Origin of the sequence: Embleya sp. NPDC050493, from assembly GCF_044458105.1 — a bacterium.
Classification (GTDB): Bacteria; Actinomycetota; Actinomycetes; order Streptomycetales; family Streptomycetaceae; genus Embleya.
Genome location: NZ_JBITHP010000004.1, coordinates 162,016 through 180,643 on the forward strand (window position 1 = coordinate 162,016; position 18,628 = coordinate 180,643).

The following is an 18,628-nucleotide window of genomic DNA, read 5'->3' on the forward strand; positions in this document are numbered from 1 at the left end:
AGCAGCTTCGATCCGGTGGAGGAGATGGGCGCGCCAAGCTAGGCACCAGGAACACATCTGGCCATCGCGCGTGTTCCAATGCTAGAGAAAACGCGAGACAATTGCGAGCTGCTTGCCGCACAGGGAGGTGACATGGGGCGTCCAACCAAGCCGATTGACGACAGCACACCCCTCGGTGCACTGGTCCGCGACCTCCGCGAGCTGATCAAGGCGTCCGGGCTGTCCGTGGCGCGCGTATCGCAGATCACGGACGTCCCCAAGTCCACGATCTACGGCGCAATGAGTGGACAACGACTACCCAGCGATGCGGTGTTCGTCGCGCTCGTGAGAGCAGCCGGTGGCCCTGAGAAGGAGTGGCGGGAACGACGTTTTCGTGTCGCGGTCCAGACCCAAGAGGAACTCCATGTGAGCCTGAGTAGCCACTTTTGTGCAGTCTGTGGTGATGCTTATGCGGAAGCACAGACTTCGCGATCTGCGTCTACTTGTCCTGGATGCGACAACGATCTTCGACGTGCAGGCAGTGTGGCCGGTCCCAAGTCCGTGGACCCGGAACTGGCGGCGACCCGTCAGGAACTGAAACAGGCTCAAAGAGAACTGGACTTGCTCAAGGCGTCTTACGACCCAGAGATGAAGCGGGTCCACGTAGATCCCAACGGTGCTCTTGCTCAACTGACTAAGTCGGCGCGCGCGACTCGTCATTACGCCGGAGCTAAATCGGCTGATGAAGTAGCTCCTCCTCGGATGCCTGGTCATCAAGGCCCGCCAGCTGCGATGACTGATGTCATGGTTCCAACGCCTGAACAATCACTTGGTGGGACCGTCGAAGAGTTCGCGATTGCACTGCGCGTACTACATGAGCGCGCCGGTCGCCCCACATATCGTTCTCTTTCGCGAACGACAAATATTCCTGTGAGCAGCCTGAGTAGGGCATTCTCGGGTCGCCATCTCCCGCGCTGGAGAGTGGTCGAGCAACTACTCGAGGCGTTCGGCGCGCAGCAGTGCCACAGCGAATTGAAGCGAAAGTGGTTGGAAGTGAGAAAGGCTATTGACCACAAAACCGATGCCGACTCACAGGATGATTTTCGCCAAAGGTTGATTCGAGCCTGGGAGGACTACGAACGCCGTAAGCAAGTGGCCGAAGAAACTGCCTCTCGGTGTGTGCATCAGCTGATGGCCATAGAGAGTGAACTCAATCCTGGGCCCCCTGCCCGTGACCAGCTGACCGCGGTCAAGGTGTTACTGAAGCGCTCACTGGATCAGGCGGCGGAAGCGGATGCTGCCTTGAGGGCAATCGTCGGAGGGATCTCATCTTCGCCGAGCAACGCGACGTTGCTGACGTCAACGCCCGCAGAGCCTCGTCAATCGGATGAACCGGGCACATTGACGAGTGCGTGTTACACGCATCAGAACGTGCCGCTCACCGAGGGTGCGACGGGAGATGCGGGAGATCACCTTCCGGGTATAGCGTGCTGCTCAGTCGAAAGTTCTTGCGGAACCTGCAAGTGTTTGCGAAAGGCGCAGCCATGTTCGGACACCAGTTGCTCGAGCTCCTCGGTCGCCCGGAAGCCCTCCCGGCCACCTTCATGATGGGTGCCGGCGAGTTCTGGGCAGCCGTGGGCCCCTGGTTCTTCCCCGGTCTCGTGTAGGTCAGCCTCCGGGGCCGTCGGGGTCGGCGAGCGCGTTGTGCGCCTCCTCGGCCTCGGCGGCGCCCAGTCGTTCGTAGAGGGCCAGTGCCGACGACCAGAACGGGCGGGCGGCGAGGGCGCCGTCGAGGGTCTCGGTGGTCCGGGCCAGGCCGGCGAGCGCGTGGGCTTCCTCCAGCTCGGTGCCCATCTCGTGGGCCAGTTCGGCGCTCGTGCGGTACGCGGCCCGGGCGCCCGCCGGATCGCCCAGGTCGAGGTGGGCCCGGGCGAAGCCGGCGGCGGCACGTTGTCGGTGCAGCACGTCGCCGATGCGCTCGGCGATCGCCCGGCCCTGGACGAAGTGCGAGAGCGCCTCGCGGGGAGCGCCCATCGCCAACCGGGCCAGGCCGCTGTTGATTTGCGTGTCGGCCTCGCAGCGCAGATCGCTGATCTCTCGGTAGATGTCCAGCGCCTGCGCGTAGCGCTCCAGTGCGCCGACGGGATCCCCGCGTGCCAGCAGAACCTGGCCGAGATTGTTCGTGAGTATCGCGAATTCGGCGCGGCTGTTGCTGCGGCGGGCCACCTCGAGGGATTCCAGGTAGTACCGCTCCGCGTTGTCGAAGTCGTTCTGCAGGAAATATAATTCGCCGATATTGTTGAGGATTTTGGCCAGTTCGCGGCGCTCGCCCAGGGATTCGTAGATATCCCGTGCGGTGAACAACCGGCTGGTGGCCTGATCGTATTTCCGCAGGTGCCCGAGGGCGACCGCGAGATGCAACAGAATACCGGCCCGACCGTGTGGATTGTCGATCTCGCGGTGCACCGCGAGCGCACGATCCAGGTGATGCAACGCGGCCGTGAAACGGCCCGCGCGCACGTGCGTGGCACCGAGTTCGGCGAGTGCCTCGGCCTGGCCGCGCAGATCCTTGGCGTCCTCGGCCAGTGCCAGGGCCTCGGCCCCGTCCGCGAAGGCCGCTTCGTGCGCGCCCAGGCGCCACTGGATCGACGCGCGCTCGATCAGCAGATGTGTCTCCGCCCCGGGCTCGCGGGTGCCGGCACGGCGCCACGCCGCCAGCGAGGTGGTGTACAGGTCACGCGCGATCTCCCACGATCCCCATTGCAGCAGCGACCGGGTCAACACCTCCGGCAGGAACCGGATGTGCTCGGGCGACTCGGTGCCGGCCAGTCGCGTGGCGGCCACCAGGTTCGAGCGTTCGCGGCCGAGCCACTCCTCGGCCTCCTCGGCCGTGGTGAACGGGGCCTGCGCCCGATGCGCGGGCACCGGTACCAGCCCCGAGCGTCGCCCGTGCGGATAGGCGAGCCGGTCGGCCTGATCGGCCAGATCCAGATACAGGTCGAGTACCCGCCCTACCGCGTCGGCGCGTTCGCGATCCGGCTCCTCGCGGTGTGCCGTGTGGAGCGCGAAGTCGTGCACCAGGTCGTGGAAGCGGTAGCGGTCGTGGGCGGGTTCGTCCAGGAGATGCGCCTCCACCAACTCGTCGATGCCGCGTCGGGTTTCGTCAGCCCCCAGGCCACACACCGCCACCGCCGCGGGCCAGGACGGGTCGGGGCCGGGATGCAGGGCGAGTCGGCGGAAGACCGATCGGGCGGCCGGTCCCAACTCCGCGTAGGACAGGTCGAACGCCATCGAGATGCCCGGCGGCGCGTCGATCACGTCCAGCCGCCGGGCTGCCTCGGCCAGGCGCGCGGCCAGATCGCGCACTCGCCAGGCACGATGGCGGAAACGATTTGCCGTGAGTTGCACCGCCAACGGGTGATTTCCGCATCGGTTCACGATCTCGTCGACCAGCGCGCGGTCCGCGTCGTCCAGCCTGCGCGACTCCTCCGCGATCCGGGTGAACAGCGCCGCGGCGTCCGCGGTGTCGGGCACGTCCAGGGACAGGGAGCCGGCGCCTTCGAGGTCGGTGAGTCGGCGCCGGCTGGTCACCAGGACCCGGCAACTGGGGCTGCCCGGCAGCAGCAGGCGCACCTGCGCGGCGTCGCGGACGTCGTCGAGCACGATCAACGCCCGTCGGTCGGCCATCTCCCGCCGCCACTGCGCCGCCCGCAGGTCCCGGGTGAGCGCCAGGTGTTGCGCCGGCATGCCCATCGAGATCAGCAGCGACCCGAGCGCCTCGGTCGGTTCGATCGGCGACTCGTGCGGGTCGTGGGCATGCAGGTTCAGATACAACCGGCCGTCGGGATAACTCGCCCGCATCCGGTGCGCGGCGTGGATCGCCAGACAGGTCTTGCCCACCCCGGCCAGACCGGAAATGACCGTGATCGGCAGCGCGGTACCGATGTCGTCCTCGCGGAGCAGCCGGGCCAGTTCGGCGGTACGGCCGATGAAGTGGCGGGTGTCGCGCAACAGTGTGTCGGGCGCCGTCGCGGGCGCCGGCCCCGCCGGCAGCGCCCGGACCCGTGGTTCCCGACGAGCCTGCGCGGGCACCGACAACGCCGGGTCGCGGTGCAGCAATCGGGTGTGCAGTCGCTGCAGGTCCGGGCCCGGATCCGCGCCCAACTCGGTGCTCAGTCGGGCCCGGGTTCGCCGGTAGGTCTCCAGTGCCTCGCTGTAGCGCCCGCACCGATACAGCGCGAGCATCAAATCGGCCACCACCGGCTCGGCGACGGGGTGCCGCGCGGCCAGGTCCCGTAACTCGCCCACGACTTCGGCATGGCGGCCCAGACCGAGTTCGAGGTGGATGCGCCGCTCGCGGATCTGTCTGCGCTGCTCCTTGAGCTTGCCTCGCACGGACTCCAGCCACAGGCCCGGCAACCCCGCGAACGGCTGGCCGCGCCACAGTTGTTCGGCCGCGCGCAACAGGTCGGCCGCCACTGCCGGATCCTCGGTGGCGCCGGCCTGTTCGGACAATCGGCGAACGCGGCGGAAGTCCACCGCATCGGCATCGACCAGCAGCCGATAGGTCCGCGAATCCGAGGACAACCGCACGCCGTCGCCCGCGGCGCGCAGTCGGTTGCGTAATCGGGAAACGTAGCTGCGCAGGGTCTCGACCGAGGTGATCGGCGGCTCGTCGTCCCACACCCGACTGATCATCGTGTCCGTGGAGACCGCGGCGCCTTCCGCGCTCAACAGAACGGCCAGCACGCACCGTTCCTTGACCGATCCCAAGGAGTGCTGTGTGCCGTCCACCCAGAATTCCATCGGGCCCAGCACATGGATCGACAGCACCGCGTCATCCCCCCACCCCAGTTCTCCTGGCCGACGCGCCCCCGGTGCCGAGGTGTCGTCCAACCACTGTGGCACGTTCTGCCACAGCGCCACCAGAAGCGACACCCGCAATTCGACCGGAAATCGCCTATGCGTGACGGCTCATTCCGCTTGGCCGTGGGTGCACCGAGCCATTGCAGAGTCATTGCAGTGGGCCTGCAAGGAATTCATCCGGTGAGTCGGGGATGTCCATGTTGTCGACGGTGATTCACCGTATCGACGGTATCGGCTCGATCCACGGTATCGACCGAACCGACCGAACCGACCGAACCGACCGAACCGGAAGAACCAGCCGAACCAGCCGAACCAGCCGCCCGGCCACGGGGGAACGGGGCCCGTCCGGTGGTGACGACGCTCATGGAGGCATGGATGACGATCATGGCAGGCGACAGGAGACCCGTACCCGTCCGACCGGACGCGGCGCGGTGGACGACCCGATCGGCGGTGCGAGGGGTGCTCGTCGTGGTGCACAACGTCACGTCGGGCCAACGCTTGATCGAGGCCGTTTCGCTCCTGGAAGGGGATTTGCGCGTAGAGGTGTTCTTCACCATGGCGCCCACCGTGTTCTCCGCGGGCGTCGAGGAATTCCTGGACCGGCTCGGGGCCACCACGTTGCCGTGGCAGCGCGCGGTGGACATGCGGTTCGACCTCGCGTTGGCCGCCGGGCACGGTGGCTTGCACGAACTGAACGCGCCGGTGGTGGTGATGGCGCACGGCGCGGGGCACAACAAACTGGTCTCCGCCCCGCGCCGTGGGCGAGCGGTGGCCGCCCGCGGCACCTACGGGCTGTCCGCGCAATGGCTGATCCGGGACGGCCGGTTGGTGCCGGCCACCATCATGCTCGCGCACACCGAGGAGCTGACCCGGCTCGGCACGACCTGCCCGGAGGCGGTGTCCGCGGCCGTGGTCGCCGGCGATCCCAACTACGACTGCCTGGTGGCGAGTCGCCCGGATCGGGCGCGCTATCGCGACGCGCTGCGGATCGGCGCCCGACAACGACACATCGTGGTCACCTCGACCTGGGGCGGCAACTCGCTGCTCGGCCGCACTCCCGAACTGTTGCATCGCATGACCACGGAACTGCCTCGCGACGCCTACCGGGTGACGGCGCTGATGCATCCGAACGTGTGGAGCGGGCACGGCGGCTGGCAGGTGCGCTCCTGGCTCGCCGACTCGTTGCGCGAGGGCCTGACGCTGATCCCGCCGGAGGACGACTGGCGGGGTGTGCTGGTCTCGGCGGACTGCGTGGTCGGCGACCACGGCTCGCTGAGTCTGTACGGAACGGCCACCGGGGCACCGGTGGCGCTGGCGACCTACCCGGAGGCGGACATCGATCCGGCCTCGCCCCTGGGCGAGCTGGCCGAGTTCGCGCCGCGGATCCGGCATCGCCGATCGATGCTCGCGCAACTGGCACGGATCCCGGAGGAGTTCCGCCGGGCGGACTACGCCCGGGTGGCCGCTCGGATCACCTCCCAACCGGGTGCGTTCGCGCGGAACACGCGCGGCCTGATGTACCGCCACCTCAAGCTGAAGGCGCCTGCGAGCCGACCCTTCGCCCGGGTCGCCGATCTGCCCGGACCGCTCCGATGACGCGGCCCGCCGGATGCCCGGGGGAGGCGGGATCGGTCGATCGTGACGTGCTCTCGGTCACCGTGCTGATCCGTTCCGGCGACGGCCGAGTCACCCTGGACGAACACACCCGGACCGAACTGCCCGGTAGCGACGCGGCGTTGGCCGACGTGGTGGTGGTTGCCGAGGACGGCCCGCCATCCTGCACCCGATTGCTCGACCTGGACCGCGAGTTGGCCTCGGCGCATCCCGGCGCCCTGGTCACGGTGATCGCCTGCGGGCCGGATCTGGCCCTGGTGCGGCTCGGCTCCTCGGCACCGGGTGCGGCCCGGCGCACGAACACCGCCGCGGTGTGGCCGGTCTGCGCATCGATCCTGCACGCATTGACCGTATGGGAGGTGGCCCCGCGCTGAATCGCGGATCACCCCGGCGGCCCGAGATCGCGCAGCCGCGCGCGAACGACCTCGGCCGCCGGGGTCCGCACCGTGCCGTACGACTCCAGGGCCTCGGCGTACAACTCCCGTGCCCGATCGAGGCGCTCGCGCCGCTCGGCCGATTCGGCCAGCGCGGACAACACATGGGCCGCCTCCACCCGGGCCCGGTGCCGGCGAAGCACCTCCAGGGCGGCGCTCAGCCGCACCTCCGCCTCGTCGTACCGGGCCGAAGCCGACAGCGCGCGGCCGATCAGCGCCTGCGCCCGAGCGGCGTTGTACTCGTCGCCCACCCGAACCAGTTCGGACCGGGCCGCCTCGGCATACTCCACGGCCCGGTCCGGCAGTCCCGAGCGCAGCGCCACGTCCGCCCGATTGAACCGGGCCAGTGCGGCCGGGCGATCGTCGCCCAGCGCCCGACACCGCTCCTCGGCCTCGCGGAACGCCTCCGCCGCCTCGTCCAGTCGACCCAGGCGAAGCAGCGCCAGACCCGTGTAGTTGCGGGTGCGAGCGGCTCCGACCGCGTCCCCGGAATCCACGCACACCCGGCTCGCCTCGGTGAACATCCGCAGCGCCGCTTCGTGGCCGCCGGCGCTCAGTTCGCACAGTCCCCCCGAGGTCGACATCCGCGACTCGGCCGCCGGATCGGCACACTCGCGCGCCGCGCGCAGACCGATCTCGTGCGCCGTGCGGGCCTCGTCGAAGTACTTGCCGCGCAGGAACAGCGGCCACAGCGCATCGGTCAACTGCCACGCGACGTCCGGAAGGTGCGCGCCCGCGGCGCTGCGAATCGCGGCCAGCAGGGTGACCCGATGCCGCTCCAACCAGAGCAATGCGGCGCTCTGATCGGCGAATTCCACCCGCGGCACGTCGGCGCGGGCATAGGTGCGCGTCAGTGAGGCGTGCTGGGGTTCGAGCAGCACCTCCGCGCCGGTGGCCGTGGCGAGGTAGTGATCGAGTATCGCGCGCAGCGCTTCGGCGCGCTCGGGGGCCGGGCGCTCGCACATCTTGGCGATCGCGTGCAGTCGGATCAGATCGTGGAACCGATAGCGTCCGTCGGCGGCCTCGGTGAGCAGGTTGCGATCGACGAGGGCCTCCAGCACGAGTTCCGCGGCATCGGGGTCGCCGTGCTCGCCGGCGCCGAGCACGGCGGTGGCGACGATCGGCTCGAAGTCCGGCCCGGGATGCACCCCGAGCCCCCGGTAGAGCACGGCCGCGGCCTCGGGCAGATCCCGATAGGAGACATCCAGCGCGGCCCGGACGGTGTGGTCCCCGTCCAACGCGAGCGCGTCCAACCGACCCCGCTCGTCGGCCAGCGCCCGCACCATTGTGGTGATCGGCCGGTTGGGCCGCGCCGCCAGCCGCGCCGCGGCCACCTGGACGGCGAGCGGGAGTCGCGCGCACAGGTCGACCAGCTCACCGGCCTGGACCGGCTCCTCGCCGACCCGGTGGTCGTTCATCGTCGCCGCGAGGAGATCCACCGCGGCCTGCCGATCGAGCGGTTCGAGGTGCACCGGCACGCCGCCGTTCACCAGCAGCCCGGACAGCCTGCTGCGGCTGGTCACCACCGTCACATTGGAACCGGCCGGCAACAGCGGTCTGACCTGGGCCGCGGTGGCCGCGTCGTCCAGCAGTACGCCCAACCGGCGCTGCGCGGTCAACGACCGGTACAGGCCCAACTGTTCGCCGGGATCCCGCGGCACCTCGCCCGCCGGCACACCGAGTCCGCGCAAGAAGCCGCCGACGATCTCGGTCCACTGCGCCGGCGGGCCACCGCCGTGCCCGCGCAGGTCGGCGTACAAGCGGCCGTCGGGGAACTCCTCGCCCAGGTCGCGCAGTCCGGCGAGGGCCAGCGTCGTCTTGCCCACTCCGGGCATGCCGCTGAGCAACACGATCGGGCCGCCGTCGACGCGGAGCAGGCGGCGCAACTCGCCCAGTTCGCGGAGCCGGGCGATCATCGGCGGCCCGGGCGGCAGTTGCCAGGGCACGACCGCGACGTCCGGACGCTGTACCGAGAAGTGAATGCCGCCGTGCACGGTCCGGGCCTGCACACTCGGGCCGTACACGGTGCCGCCGAGTTCGTTGTGACCCGTATCCGAGGGACGAACCGGCCCGCCGGCGCGCCCGTCGTCGATCTCCGACACGTGCGCCCCCGTCCGTCGCGGTCGGAACCGCCCTCGCGCGTGGCCGAACCCGACCCGGTGGCCGCAAGGGCATTTTGGATGTTTGTCGCGTAGGGGGGTCCGCGAAACCTCCCGAGGGTGTGGAGCGGCGCCGGCCCGGCCGAACCGACGCCTACCCGGCCTTACGGGGTTCCCCCGGAACGACCATCGGCGCACCGGTGACCGGGCACGGGATGACCACACACGCCAGACCGAAGACGTCGTGCACCAGGTCGGCCGTGACGATCTCGGCGGGGGCGCCCTGCGCGACGATCGAGCCGTCGCGCATCGCGATCAGGTGGTCCGCGTAGCGGCACGCCTGGTTCAGGTCGTGCAGCACGGCGACCACGGTGCGTTCGCGGGTGACGTTCAGCTCGCGGACCAGGTCCAACACTTCGACCTGGTGTGCGATGTCCAGGAACGTGGTCGGCTCGTCCAGGAGCAGGATGCCGGTGCCCTGCGCGAGCGCCATGGCGATCCACACCCGTTGCCGCTGGCCGCCGGAGAGCTCGTCCACGTAGCGGTCGGCGAGTTCGACCACGTCGGTGCGCCGCATCGCGTCGGCGACCACCTCCTCGTCCTCGTCGGACCACTGCTGCCACCAGCGCTGGTACGGCTGCCGGCCACGCGCCACCAGGTCGGCGACGGTGATGCCCTCCGGCGGTACCGGGCTTTGCGGCAGCACGCCGATCCGCCGGGCGATCTCGCGCGTGGGCAGGTCGCGCAGCGCCGCGCCGTCGAGCAGCACGCTGCCGGAGACCGGCTTGAGCAACCGGCCCAGCGAGCGCAACAGGGTGGACTTGCCGCACGCGTTCGGGCCGACCACGACGGTGACCCGGCCGGCGGGTACCTCCAGGTCCAGATCGCGCACCACGATCCGGTCCTCGTAGCCGAGGGTCAGGTCGCGAGCGGCGAGCCGATGGGTGGTCACGAGGCGCCTCCGGCACGGGAACGGGTCAACATCCACAGCAGGTACGGGCCGCCGACGGCGGCGGTGAGCACGCCCACCGGCAGCTCGGCGTTCGAGATCAGCATGCGTGCGCCGATGTCCGCCGAGACCACGATCAGCGCGCCCAGCAGGGCCGAGCACACCAGCGGCACCTGCGGGGTCCGGGCCAGCCGGCGGGCCACCTGCGGCGCCACCAGGGCGACGAAGTCCACCGGCCCGGCCGCCCCCGTCGCCACCGACGCGAGCAGCACGCCGACCACGACCAGGCCCAGCCGGATCCGGCCGAGCCGCAGCCCGAGGGCGATCGCGGTGTCGTCGTCGAAGCCGGCCGAACGGGCCGCCCGCGCCGCCCACACGATCGCCGGGACGAGCGCGAGCAGCACCCAGAACAGCGGCTCGCCCTGGGACCAGCCGCGCCCGTTCAGGCTGCCCGACATCCACACCTTGGCCTGCTGGGCGAGGGTGATGTCGGCCTTGGTCAGGAGCAGGTTGGTGACCGCGGTCAGGGCCACCGAGATGCCGACGCCGATCAGGACGAACCGCTGCGCGTTCAGGCCGCGGCGCCAGGCCAGTACGTAGACCAGGAAGGCCGCGATGCTGCCGCCGGCGACCGCGGTGAGCGGTGTCGCGGTGGGTCCGCCGAGGCCGAAGACCAGGCCGAACACCACGGCCGCCGCGGCGCCGTGCGAGACGCCGATCACGTCCGGGCTGGCCAGCGGGTTGCGGGCGACGGTCTGGATCAGCGCGCCGGCGATGCCGAAGGCCACCCCGACCAGCAGCCCGACCGTCGTGCGCGGCAGTCGCAGCGTCTCGACCACGATGCTCTCGTCGGCACCCGACAGCACGTCGAGCACCTCGCCGGGCGGGATGAACCGCACCCCCACGCACAGGCTGAGCAGGAAGACGGCCGCGAGCAGGACGGCCAGCACGCCCGCGAGCACCGCGGAGCGGCGATGCACGAGGAACGAGAAGCGCGGGCGGCGAACCAGGAGATGGCCGTACGGGCGGTTGCTCATCCGGACACCACCGGCTTGCGGCGCACCAGCACCACCAGGATCGGCACCCCGATCAGCGCGGTCATCGCGCCCACCTCGACCTCGGCGGGCGGGAAGACGATCCGGCCCAGGACGTCGGCGACCAACAACAGGATCGGCGCGAGCAGCGCCGACATGGCCAGCACCCAGCGGTGATCGGTGCCCACCAGAGCGCGCGCGGCATGCGGGACGGCCAGGCCGACGAAGGAGATCGGGCCGGTCGCGGCCACCGCGACGCCGGTCAGTACGGTCGCCCCCAGGCCGCCGATCACCCGGATCCGGTTCACCTTGTGCCCCAGCCCCTTGGCCACGTCGTCGCCCAGCGCGAGCGCGTCCAGGCCGCGTGCGGTGGAGGCCACCAGGAGCAGGCCCACACCGACGAACGGCAACATCTGCCAGGCCACTTCGTCGGTGCGTCCGGACAACGAGCCGACCAGCCAGAACCGGTACTGGTCCAGCGTGCCCTGGTCGGTGGTGAGCACCAGCGTGATCACCGCGCCGAGCGTGGCCGCCAGGGCCTGCCCGGACAGGGCGAGCTTGACCGGGGTGGCCCCGCCGCGCCCGCGCGCCGCGACCGCGTACACCAGCACTCCCGTGCACAGCGCGCCGACGAAGCCGAACCACACGTATCCGGTCAGGCTGCTCACGCCGAAGACCGAGATCGCGGTCACCACGCCGGTGGCGGCGCCGTTGCTGATGCCCAGGACGCCGGGCTCGGCGATCGGATTGCGGGTCAGCCCCTGCATGCAGGCGCCGGCGATGCCCAGCGATGCGCCGACCAGGAGGGCGACGGCGGTACGCGGCAGGCGCATGGAGTTGACCACGATCGCGTCGGTGGAGTCGCCGCCGTGCACGAGGGCGTCCAGGACGACGCTCGGTGCGATGGCTCGGCTGCCCACGGCGAGGCTGAGCAGACACGCGGCGGCGAGCACGAACAGGGCCGAGACCAGGTAGAGGACTCGGCGCTCGATCGGGCGACCCCGCGTCGGGAGGACATTCACTGGAGAAGGCTAGGCTGGCCTAATATGTCCGGCTCAGCCGGGGGCCCGACGTCACCCAGGGTCGCCGGACGACTGCGCCCGCCGCCGACGCGTCCCCGTCGACCGTGCACGCGGCCTCGACCCGGGTGGCTCGTGCCGTGCTCTTCGGCGAGGGTTCGACACCTTCGGCGGTCCTCGGGTGCATATCAATCGGTGGGCAACTCCGGTCAAGGTGTGCGTATTTGACGGTAGCTCTACCCTTTCGAGTGAATCCGGTAGAGATTCGGGTCAAAGCCATCAATGCTGCCGGATGATCGTTCTCATGAGCGCATGGGGTCGGGCGCGCCGGTGGGGGTGCGTGGTCGGGGCGGGGGCCTTGTTGGCTGCTCCGGCCGGTGTGGCGTGGGCGGGGTCGAGCGCCGGCGGCGGCCACACGCCGGGCACGAGTGTGGATGTGTGCGTCTCGATCGGCAGTTCTCCCGGGGCGAGCGTGCGGGTCGACGTGATTCCGGCCACCGGGCCGCCGACCGGCGGGATCGGGCTGAAGGTCGATTTCCGGCTGGTGCGGGACGGCTCGTGCCGGCCCACGTCCAAGCCCTCGCCGTCGCCGACCAAACCCAGGCCCACGCCGTCCACGCGACCGCCGACCACGGCACCGCCGAAGCCCGCGCCGGTGCGTACGCCGCCGCCCTCGGTCCGGTCCACGCCGGTCGCGGTCGCGGTGCCCGAGTCGACCCCGCCGGTGCGGCCGACCCCGCCGGCCCCGAAGCCGCCGAGTACACCGCCGCCGACGACTCCGCCGGTCGTGACTCCGCCGCCGCTGCAACCGATCGCGGTCCGGCGTCCGGTGGCCCGCCCGCCCGCGGCGGCACCTCCGGTGCGCGGGACGTCGATCGTCACCACGACGCTGCTGATCACCGCGCCCGCGGTCCTGGCGGGCGCCGCGCTCAAGCCGCGTGGACGAGCCGGCGCCCGCGGTTCCGGCGGCGGTTCGCGCTGAGGCCCGGCATACCGAACTCCTGCGGTTTCCGCAGCGGTTCCGCCCGCCCGCTTCGTCGCCGGCGGGCGGCTGCTCGGTTCTCGTCCGGGCGCTGTGGACCGCACTCCTTCCGTCCATGCGCTCGGCTCCATCGGAATCCTCGATCCGGAGGTCACCCATGACCCATTGGGTTGTACTGGCGCTCGCGATGGCCGCGGTGTGCGCGGTCGTCTTGGCGGTCGTCGTGCTCAAGTCGCGCCGGTTGCCGGACGACGACGATCCGTCGGCAACCCCGGACGTACTCGAATACATGACGATGATGATCGGCGTCGTCTACGCGATCGTGCTCGGCCTGGCGATCGCCGGTGTGTGGGAGGGGCGGGGCGCGGCCGAGGACGAGGTGCGGCACGAGGCGCAGGCGCTGCACGAGGTCAGCGAGCGGGTCCGGGTCTATCCGCCGCCGGTGCGCGACCAGATCCGGGCGGACATCGACGCCTATGTGAAGTACGTGGTCCGGAAGGAGTGGTCCTACATGGCCGACCACGGCGAACTCTCCGACCGAGGCTCGCAGTTGTTCGAGACGGTGCGGCACAGGGCCACCGATTTCGTGCCGCAGGGCGACCAGGAAATGCAGATGTACCAGCCGATCCTGGACCAGATCGCGATCGCGGACGACGCCCGTCAGGCGCGGGGCGGGCAAGCCGGTTCATCGATGCCGGGGCTGGTGTGGTTCGGCCTGATCGTCGGTGCCGTGGTCACCGTCGGCATGATCTTCACGCTGCAGATCCGCAGATCCGCACCGGAGTTGATCGTGGCCGGGCTGTTCAGTGCGCTGATCGCGTTCCTGCTGTTCCTGATCTGGGACCTGGATGCGCCGTTCGGCCAGGGCATGACGGCGGCTTCGGACGCGTTCGTATCGCTGTTCCCCGGAGCCGGATAGCGGGCCGCCGGCGGACGCGTGGCGCCGGCCGGGCGCCGACGAGAAGGCGCCGCCCGGCCGGCACTCGGAACATGGAGGGCTCTGATAACGGGCCTGGGAGGATGGCCTCCAGCCGGCAGGCCGGGCCTGGCCGAGTCGGGTCCGTGCCGCAACCGGCGCCGCGGTCGTCCCGTGCGCCGCCGGCTCAGGTGTCGGAGGCGTCGTGCACGAGGAGGGCGATCTGCACGCGGTTGTTCAGGTCGAGCTTGGTCAGCAGGCGGGATACGTATGCCTTGACGGTTGCGATGCTGATCGAGAGTTCCTTGCCGATCTCGGCATTGGTGTGGCCCTTGCCGACGAGCGCGGCCACGGCGCGTTCGCCCTCGCTGAGGCGGTCGAGTGCCGCCCGGGCGCGGGCTCGGCGCGGGTCGAGGCCGGCCGCGGCCACGTAGGTCATCATGCGGCGCATCACGTCGGGGGAGAGCATCGGTTCGCCGCCGGCGACGCGGCGGATCGCCTCGATGATGTCCGGCGGCGGGGTGTGCTTGAGCAGGAAGCCGCTCGCGCCCGCGCGCATCGCCTTGAGGATGTGGTCGTCGGTGTCGAAGGTGGTCATCACGATCACCTCCGGCGCCTCGGGCCTGGCCCGCACCGCGGCGGTGGCGGCCAGGCCGTCCACCCGGGGCATGCGGATGTCCATCAGCACCACGTCGGGGCGATGCGCGTCGACCGCGCCGAGCACGTCGGCACCGTCGGCCACCTCCGCCACCACGCGCACGTCGGGCAGCCCGGAGAGCATCATCGAGAGTCCGGCCCGCACGAGCGCGTCGTCGTCGACGACGAGGACCCGTACACAGCCGTCGGCGGTAGTCATTTGGCCAACGGTAGCCAGACCCGGAGTCGGAAGTCACCGTCACCGGTGCGCCCGTGCTCCAGTCGGCCGCCGATCAGCGCCACCCGCTCGCGCAGCCCGATCAGTCCGGCGCCTGCACCGGGAATGCCGCTGCTCGTGGGGCCGAGCGGCAACCGGTTGACCACTTCGATGGCGAGGCCGTCCTCGGGGGCCGGTGCGACCAGCACGTGCACGTGTGCGCCGGGAGCATGCTTGCGGGCGTTGGTCAGACCCTCCTGGACGATCCGGTAGGCATGCCGGCCGGTGCGCCCGGACACCGAGGGGAGGTCGGCCAGGTCGAGTTGCACGGTCGTACCGGCCTGTCGGGACTCCTCGATCAGCGCGGGCAGGTCGCTGAGCACCGGTTGCGGGCGCTCGGGCTCGTTGCCCTCGGTTTCGTCGGGGTGGGCGCGCAGTACGCCGATCACCTCGCGCAGGTCTTCCAGCGCCTCGAACGCGCACTGGCGGATGACCTCGGCGGCGCGTGCCTCCTCGGGTGTCGCACCGGCCCGGTATTCGAGTGCGCCCGCGTGAATCGCGAGCAGTGAGATCCGGTGCGCGAGCACGTCGTGCATTTCCCGGGCGAGCCGCTCGCGTTCGAGGTGGCGGGCCTCCTCCACGCGCAGCCGCTGGCCCTCCTCGGCCTGCCGGGCGCGCTCGCGCCAGGACGCGGTGAGCTGCCGCTGGGACCGGATGAGCATGCCGGTGACCACGGCGATGGTGATCAGCAGGAGCATCGCCAGGACGCCTGTCCAGTAGGAGCGTACGGAGTCCGCGCCGACCCAGAACGTGCCTGAGATCAGCGCGACCTGGAACGCGGCGACGGACACGCTGATTCGCCATGGTCGATGGATCGCCAGGTTGAGCAGGACCACCGGGCCCGAGCCGGTGACGGCCGCCGAGAAGAATCCGACGACCACCCAGACCACGGCGAGCCGGGTCGGTCGACTGCGGCGATACAGCAGCAGGGCCGCGAACATGATGCCGCCGAGGACCGCCTCGACCCAGACGTTCGGCGCCTGGTCCTCCTCCTCGAGCGCGGTTGCGAGGATCATCGAGCCGAACACGAGCGCGCCGAGGGCGTAGCCGAGGTCGGCGGCCCATTCGCGGCGGGTCCGCGCCGGGCGATCTGCCGGGCGCGTGGGGGCGACCGGCTCGGCTGCCTGGTCGTCGGGGCGGGTGCGGATCTTGAACACGTTCGCAGCCTAGGCAGTGCCACCCCGGCTTCGGCAGTGACCGGGAGTCGACGCCGTCATCGACTTTGGTCTGCGTTCGCGAGCCGGGCGGCGCGTGCTCTCGTGCGCGGGGCGGGGCCGATCCGGGCCACCCGCCAGGCGCACCGGCCCACCACCGGACCGGGCCGACGTAGCGCCCACGCGACGGCCCCGCCCGCCGCGCCGTACCGCGCGTCGCTCAGCCGATCTCGGAGAGGCAGTACGTGCTTCCGTAGGTCGGGACCCCGTTGCGCGTCCAGTAGCTGGAGTACGTGTAGTCCGCGCCGCTGACGTTCTCGCACGGCCTGCCGGCCGTCGTGTAGGGGAACACGCGCAGGACCTTGAAGTTGGCCTTGGGGTCGGAGCACCCGACCGATTGCAGTTGCTCCTGGTTCCCGCTCGTGTTGATCCTGCCGCTGAGGCATTCGCCCTTGTCGTACGCGGTCTTGGTGCTCTCCGGGGTCGCCGGTGACTGGGCGGTCCTGGTGGCCCGGCTCGTGGCCGACGGGTACTCGCCTGCCCGGGTCGTGGTCGAGACGGGCGTCGTCGGCGCGTAGCGCGGGACGAACAGCGCGGACGCGGAAGCGGAAGCCGTACTCGTGGCCGAGGCGGAGACGTGCGCGGTGTTCTTGCCGTCCCCGTCGCAGGCCCCGACCAGGAGGAGTACGGCCGACACGGCCACGATCACCCCGAACGGTGTGCGCCCGCCGATCGACCCGATCCGATGGTTCATGACGATGCCCTTTCCGTGCCGTGCCATCCACTCGGCGACACCGCAGAACCATGGCCGCCCCCGATTCGCCTCGGCAACCGAATCGCGCGCAATCAAGGGGTCTCCCTCAACCGCCACACCCGACGACCACCACCCGGGCGAGGCATCGGAGCAGGCGCGGGTCAGTCCACCGCGACGGTCCTGACGTCGCGCTGCCGCGGCTCCTTGCATACGTCCGCCACCGTCGCGAAGTCGTTGTCGACGTGCAGCACGACGAGGTCATGGTGGACGGCGGTTGCACAGATCAGGAGATCCAACGGTCCCGCCGCACGATGCCGGCCATGCTGGGTGAGTTTGTATTGCGCGGTCTCCACCCAGCGCCAAGCATTCTTCGGGACTTGTACCGGGCTGCACAGGTCGTCGATCAGGTCGGCCAACTCGTCACGATGGGCAGGGCCGATTGCGGAGTACAAGAACTCGACGCGGGTCGGTTCGCAGATGTGCAGCGCTCCCGCCGCGGCGTGGCCCTCCCATGCGCGACCGGCTCCGGGAGTGCGGAACAGGTGCCAAAGTGCGGAAGTGTCAAGGAGATATCGGATCACTCGAAGGCCGCCCGCCGGGCCTTCTTTGCCGCGGCGTGCGCCTCCGCTGCCTGATCGAACTCACCACCCATGCCCCGCTCGACCAGATTCTCCAGCGCTTCGAGGCGCTTGACGCGGGCCACATAGTCGCGAAGCGCAGCGTTGACCGTTTCCTTTTTGGTCGTCGTGCCCATGAGCCGCATTGCCTCGGCAAGAGCTTCGTCATCGAGATCTATCTGGGTGACCGACATCCGTCCCTCCCGATATTGGTTATGTGGGTAATCAGTGTACATGACCCACATCGACCGAGTCAGGGCGTAGTTCCGTGTTGCAGGCGTTGCAGGTCCAGCGGGGGATCAGTGGGTTGTCGCAGGTGACGTGGGTGATGCGGACGCCGGCGAGGCCGTCGGCGGTGAAGCGTTGTTCGGACCAGGCGATCAGGAAGGCGAAGGTCGGGAAGAAGTCGTGGCCCTTGGGGGTCAGTCGGTAACCGGTGCGCCGGGCGCCTTCCTGGAGCGGGACGCGGGTCAGGATGCCCTCGTCGGTGAGCAGGCCCAGGCGGGTGGTCAGGGTATGCGGGGCGGTGTCGGGCAGCAGGCGTTGGAAGTCGCCGAAGCGGTGCACGCCCAGGAACGCGGCGGCCAGGATCGCCGTAGAGGTGCGATCGGCCAGGACGGCCGCCGCGGCGATCGGGGAGTGCTCGCCGGTCGCGGCGGCCGAGCGGTGGTAGCGCCGCCTCGGGTTGGTGGCCGCGGCCGGTACCGCCGGGTCGCGCACCGCGGCGGTGTCCCGTGCGCTCACCCCGATCGCCCCGCACGCGCCGCAGCCGAAGATCGGATCGAAGGCGTGTCCGCAGGTCAGGTGGCGTGGGCGGGCCCGGACCCGAAGCGGCGAGGTGGGCGCCCAGCGGCGGTCCCAGGCGTTGATCGCCACGAACGCCGGCCACAGGTCCTCGCCCGCGTCGGTCAGCCGGTACTCCTGGCGCGGCCCGGCGACGGCCAGTACACCGTCGGCCAGCAGATCGCGCAGCCGTCGGGTGAGCACCGGGTCGGAGATGGCCAGCGCCGACTTGAGGTCGCCGAACCGCACCGGGCCGGCCAGTGCGGCCCGCACGATCAGCAGATTCCACAGGTCGCCCATCACCAGCAGGCCGTGACCCAGCGAGGTGGGGGCGGGGGGCGGGGCGGGGGCAGTCTCCATGGGCGAAGTATTCCTTCGGTCGCATGCACGGGCGCGACGAGGCTCCGGAACCGGCCGCGGCCGGCGATCCCGGGAGCCTCGAATGCTTCGAGAGCACTCGATCCGGCTACTTCCACTCTAGAAGTATTCGATCCCTCGGGTTAGCCTCCCGGCAT

The 18,628-nt window shown here is 70.4% G+C and carries 16 protein-coding genes and 1 pseudogene; 5 read left to right on the top strand and 12 right to left on the bottom strand.

Translation table 11 applies throughout. The features are described 5' to 3' along the window. Window positions 1–132 precede the first annotated feature (132 nt). Window positions 133–990 (top strand): annotated as a pseudogene (locus ACIBM5_RS10800) (helix-turn-helix domain-containing protein); the annotation flags it as partial. A 533-nt stretch (window positions 991–1,523) separates the two neighbouring features. After that, entirely contained in the window at window positions 1,524–1,646 is a 123-nt protein-coding gene (locus ACIBM5_RS10805) for a hypothetical protein (protein WP_396006779.1), read from the top strand. 1 nt (window position 1,647) lies between these two features. On the opposite strand, the gene ACIBM5_RS10810 is transcribed toward ACIBM5_RS10805, so the two are convergent. After that, complete coding sequence (locus tag ACIBM5_RS10810; RefSeq protein ID WP_396006509.1) at window positions 1,648–4,917, bottom strand: BTAD domain-containing putative transcriptional regulator; 3,270 nt, start codon at window positions 4,915–4,917, stop codon at window positions 1,648–1,650. Window positions 4,918–5,220: 303 nt separating this feature from the next. Here ACIBM5_RS10810 and ACIBM5_RS10815 point away from each other — a divergent pair, with 303 nt between their 5' ends. Together ACIBM5_RS10815 and ACIBM5_RS10820 are read left to right on the top strand one after the other, a co-directional pair. Then, window positions 5,221–6,441 carry a hypothetical protein gene (locus ACIBM5_RS10815; protein WP_396006510.1) on the top strand — a complete coding sequence of 407 codons (1,221 nt, stop codon included), beginning with the start codon at window positions 5,221–5,223 and terminating at the stop codon, window positions 6,439–6,441. A gap of 47 nt (window positions 6,442–6,488) precedes the next feature. Continuing rightward, entirely contained in the window at window positions 6,489–6,833 is a 345-nt protein-coding gene (locus ACIBM5_RS10820) for a hypothetical protein (RefSeq protein ID WP_396006511.1), read from the top strand. 8 nt (window positions 6,834–6,841) lie between these two features. On the opposite strand, the gene ACIBM5_RS10825 is transcribed toward ACIBM5_RS10820, so the two are convergent. The 5 genes from ACIBM5_RS10825 to ACIBM5_RS10845 form a co-directional block, all read right to left on the bottom strand. Further along, window positions 6,842–8,995, bottom strand: coding sequence for an ATP-binding protein (locus ACIBM5_RS10825; RefSeq protein WP_396006512.1), 2,154 nt, complete (start codon window positions 8,993–8,995; stop codon window positions 6,842–6,844). Window positions 8,996–9,146: 151 nt separating this feature from the next. Next, a complete protein-coding gene (locus ACIBM5_RS10830) occupies window positions 9,147–9,944 on the bottom strand; it encodes an ABC transporter ATP-binding protein (RefSeq protein WP_391584973.1) in 798 nt (265 codons plus the stop codon). After that, on the bottom strand, window positions 9,941–10,978 hold the full coding sequence (locus ACIBM5_RS10835) for a FecCD family ABC transporter permease (protein WP_396006513.1): 1,038 nt from the start codon (window positions 10,976–10,978) through the stop codon (window positions 9,941–9,943). The genes ACIBM5_RS10830 and ACIBM5_RS10835 overlap by 4 nt, the downstream gene beginning before the upstream one ends. Further along, the gene (locus ACIBM5_RS10840; RefSeq protein WP_396006514.1) at window positions 10,975–11,997 is read right to left on the bottom strand and encodes a FecCD family ABC transporter permease; all 1,023 of its coding nucleotides are present in this window, start codon (window positions 11,995–11,997) and stop codon (window positions 10,975–10,977) included. Before ACIBM5_RS10840 ends, ACIBM5_RS10835 begins: the two co-directional genes overlap by 4 nt. A gap of 276 nt (window positions 11,998–12,273) precedes the next feature. Then, complete coding sequence (locus ACIBM5_RS10845) at window positions 12,274–12,894, bottom strand: hypothetical protein (RefSeq protein WP_396006515.1); 621 nt, start codon at window positions 12,892–12,894, stop codon at window positions 12,274–12,276. A 239-nt stretch (window positions 12,895–13,133) separates the two neighbouring features. Between ACIBM5_RS10845 and ACIBM5_RS10850 the strand changes: the two genes are divergently transcribed. Beyond that, on the top strand, window positions 13,134–13,895 hold the full coding sequence (locus ACIBM5_RS10850; RefSeq protein WP_396006516.1) for a hypothetical protein: 762 nt from the start codon (window positions 13,134–13,136) through the stop codon (window positions 13,893–13,895). A gap of 184 nt (window positions 13,896–14,079) precedes the next feature. Here ACIBM5_RS10850 and ACIBM5_RS10855 read toward each other — a convergent pair whose 3' ends face one another. From ACIBM5_RS10855 to ACIBM5_RS10880, 6 genes are all read right to left on the bottom strand, one after another. Further along, window positions 14,080–14,748, bottom strand: a complete 669-nt coding sequence (locus ACIBM5_RS10855; RefSeq protein ID WP_391584978.1) for a response regulator — start codon at window positions 14,746–14,748, stop codon at window positions 14,080–14,082. Further along, window positions 14,745–15,962, bottom strand: a complete 1,218-nt coding sequence (locus ACIBM5_RS10860) for a sensor histidine kinase (RefSeq protein ID WP_396006517.1) — start codon at window positions 15,960–15,962, stop codon at window positions 14,745–14,747. Before ACIBM5_RS10860 ends, ACIBM5_RS10855 begins: the two co-directional genes overlap by 4 nt. 217 nt (window positions 15,963–16,179) lie before the next feature. Then, a complete protein-coding gene (locus tag ACIBM5_RS10865) occupies window positions 16,180–16,713 on the bottom strand; it encodes a hypothetical protein (protein WP_396006518.1) in 534 nt (177 codons plus the stop codon). Window positions 16,714–16,874: 161 nt separating this feature from the next. Continuing rightward, complete coding sequence (locus tag ACIBM5_RS10870; protein WP_396006519.1) at window positions 16,875–17,294, bottom strand: PIN domain-containing protein; 420 nt, start codon at window positions 17,292–17,294, stop codon at window positions 16,875–16,877. Continuing rightward, on the bottom strand, window positions 17,291–17,524 hold the full coding sequence (locus ACIBM5_RS10875) for a type II toxin-antitoxin system VapB family antitoxin (RefSeq protein ID WP_396006520.1): 234 nt from the start codon (window positions 17,522–17,524) through the stop codon (window positions 17,291–17,293). The genes ACIBM5_RS10870 and ACIBM5_RS10875 overlap by 4 nt, the downstream gene beginning before the upstream one ends. Before the next feature lie 31 nt (window positions 17,525–17,555). Continuing rightward, the gene (locus tag ACIBM5_RS10880; protein ID WP_396006521.1) at window positions 17,556–18,473 is read right to left on the bottom strand and encodes a winged helix-turn-helix transcriptional regulator; all 918 of its coding nucleotides are present in this window, start codon (window positions 18,471–18,473) and stop codon (window positions 17,556–17,558) included. Between the last annotated feature and the right edge of the window lie 155 nt (window positions 18,474–18,628).

Coding starts and splice junctions, on each gene's coding strand:
- ACIBM5_RS10805 (WP_396006779.1), top strand. CDS start 1,524: ATGTTCGGACACCAGTTGCTCGAGCTCCTCGGTCGCCCGGAAGCCCTC.
- ACIBM5_RS10815 (WP_396006510.1), top strand. CDS start 5,221: ATGACGATCATGGCAGGCGACAGGAGACCCGTACCCGTCCGACCGGAC.
- ACIBM5_RS10835 (WP_396006513.1), bottom strand. CDS start 10,978: ATGAGCAACCGCCCGTACGGCCATCTCCTGGTTCGCCGCCCGCGCTTC.
- ACIBM5_RS10850 (WP_396006516.1), top strand. CDS start 13,134: ATGACCCATTGGGTTGTACTGGCGCTCGCGATGGCCGCGGTGTGCGCG.
- ACIBM5_RS10855 (WP_391584978.1), bottom strand. CDS start 14,748: ATGACTACCGCCGACGGCTGTGTACGGGTCCTCGTCGTCGACGACGAC.
- ACIBM5_RS10865 (WP_396006518.1), bottom strand. CDS start 16,713: ATGAACCATCGGATCGGGTCGATCGGCGGGCGCACACCGTTCGGGGTG.
- ACIBM5_RS10875 (WP_396006520.1), bottom strand. CDS start 17,524: ATGTCGGTCACCCAGATAGATCTCGATGACGAAGCTCTTGCCGAGGCA.
- ACIBM5_RS10880 (WP_396006521.1), bottom strand. CDS start 18,473: ATGGAGACTGCCCCCGCCCCGCCCCCCGCCCCCACCTCGCTGGGTCAC.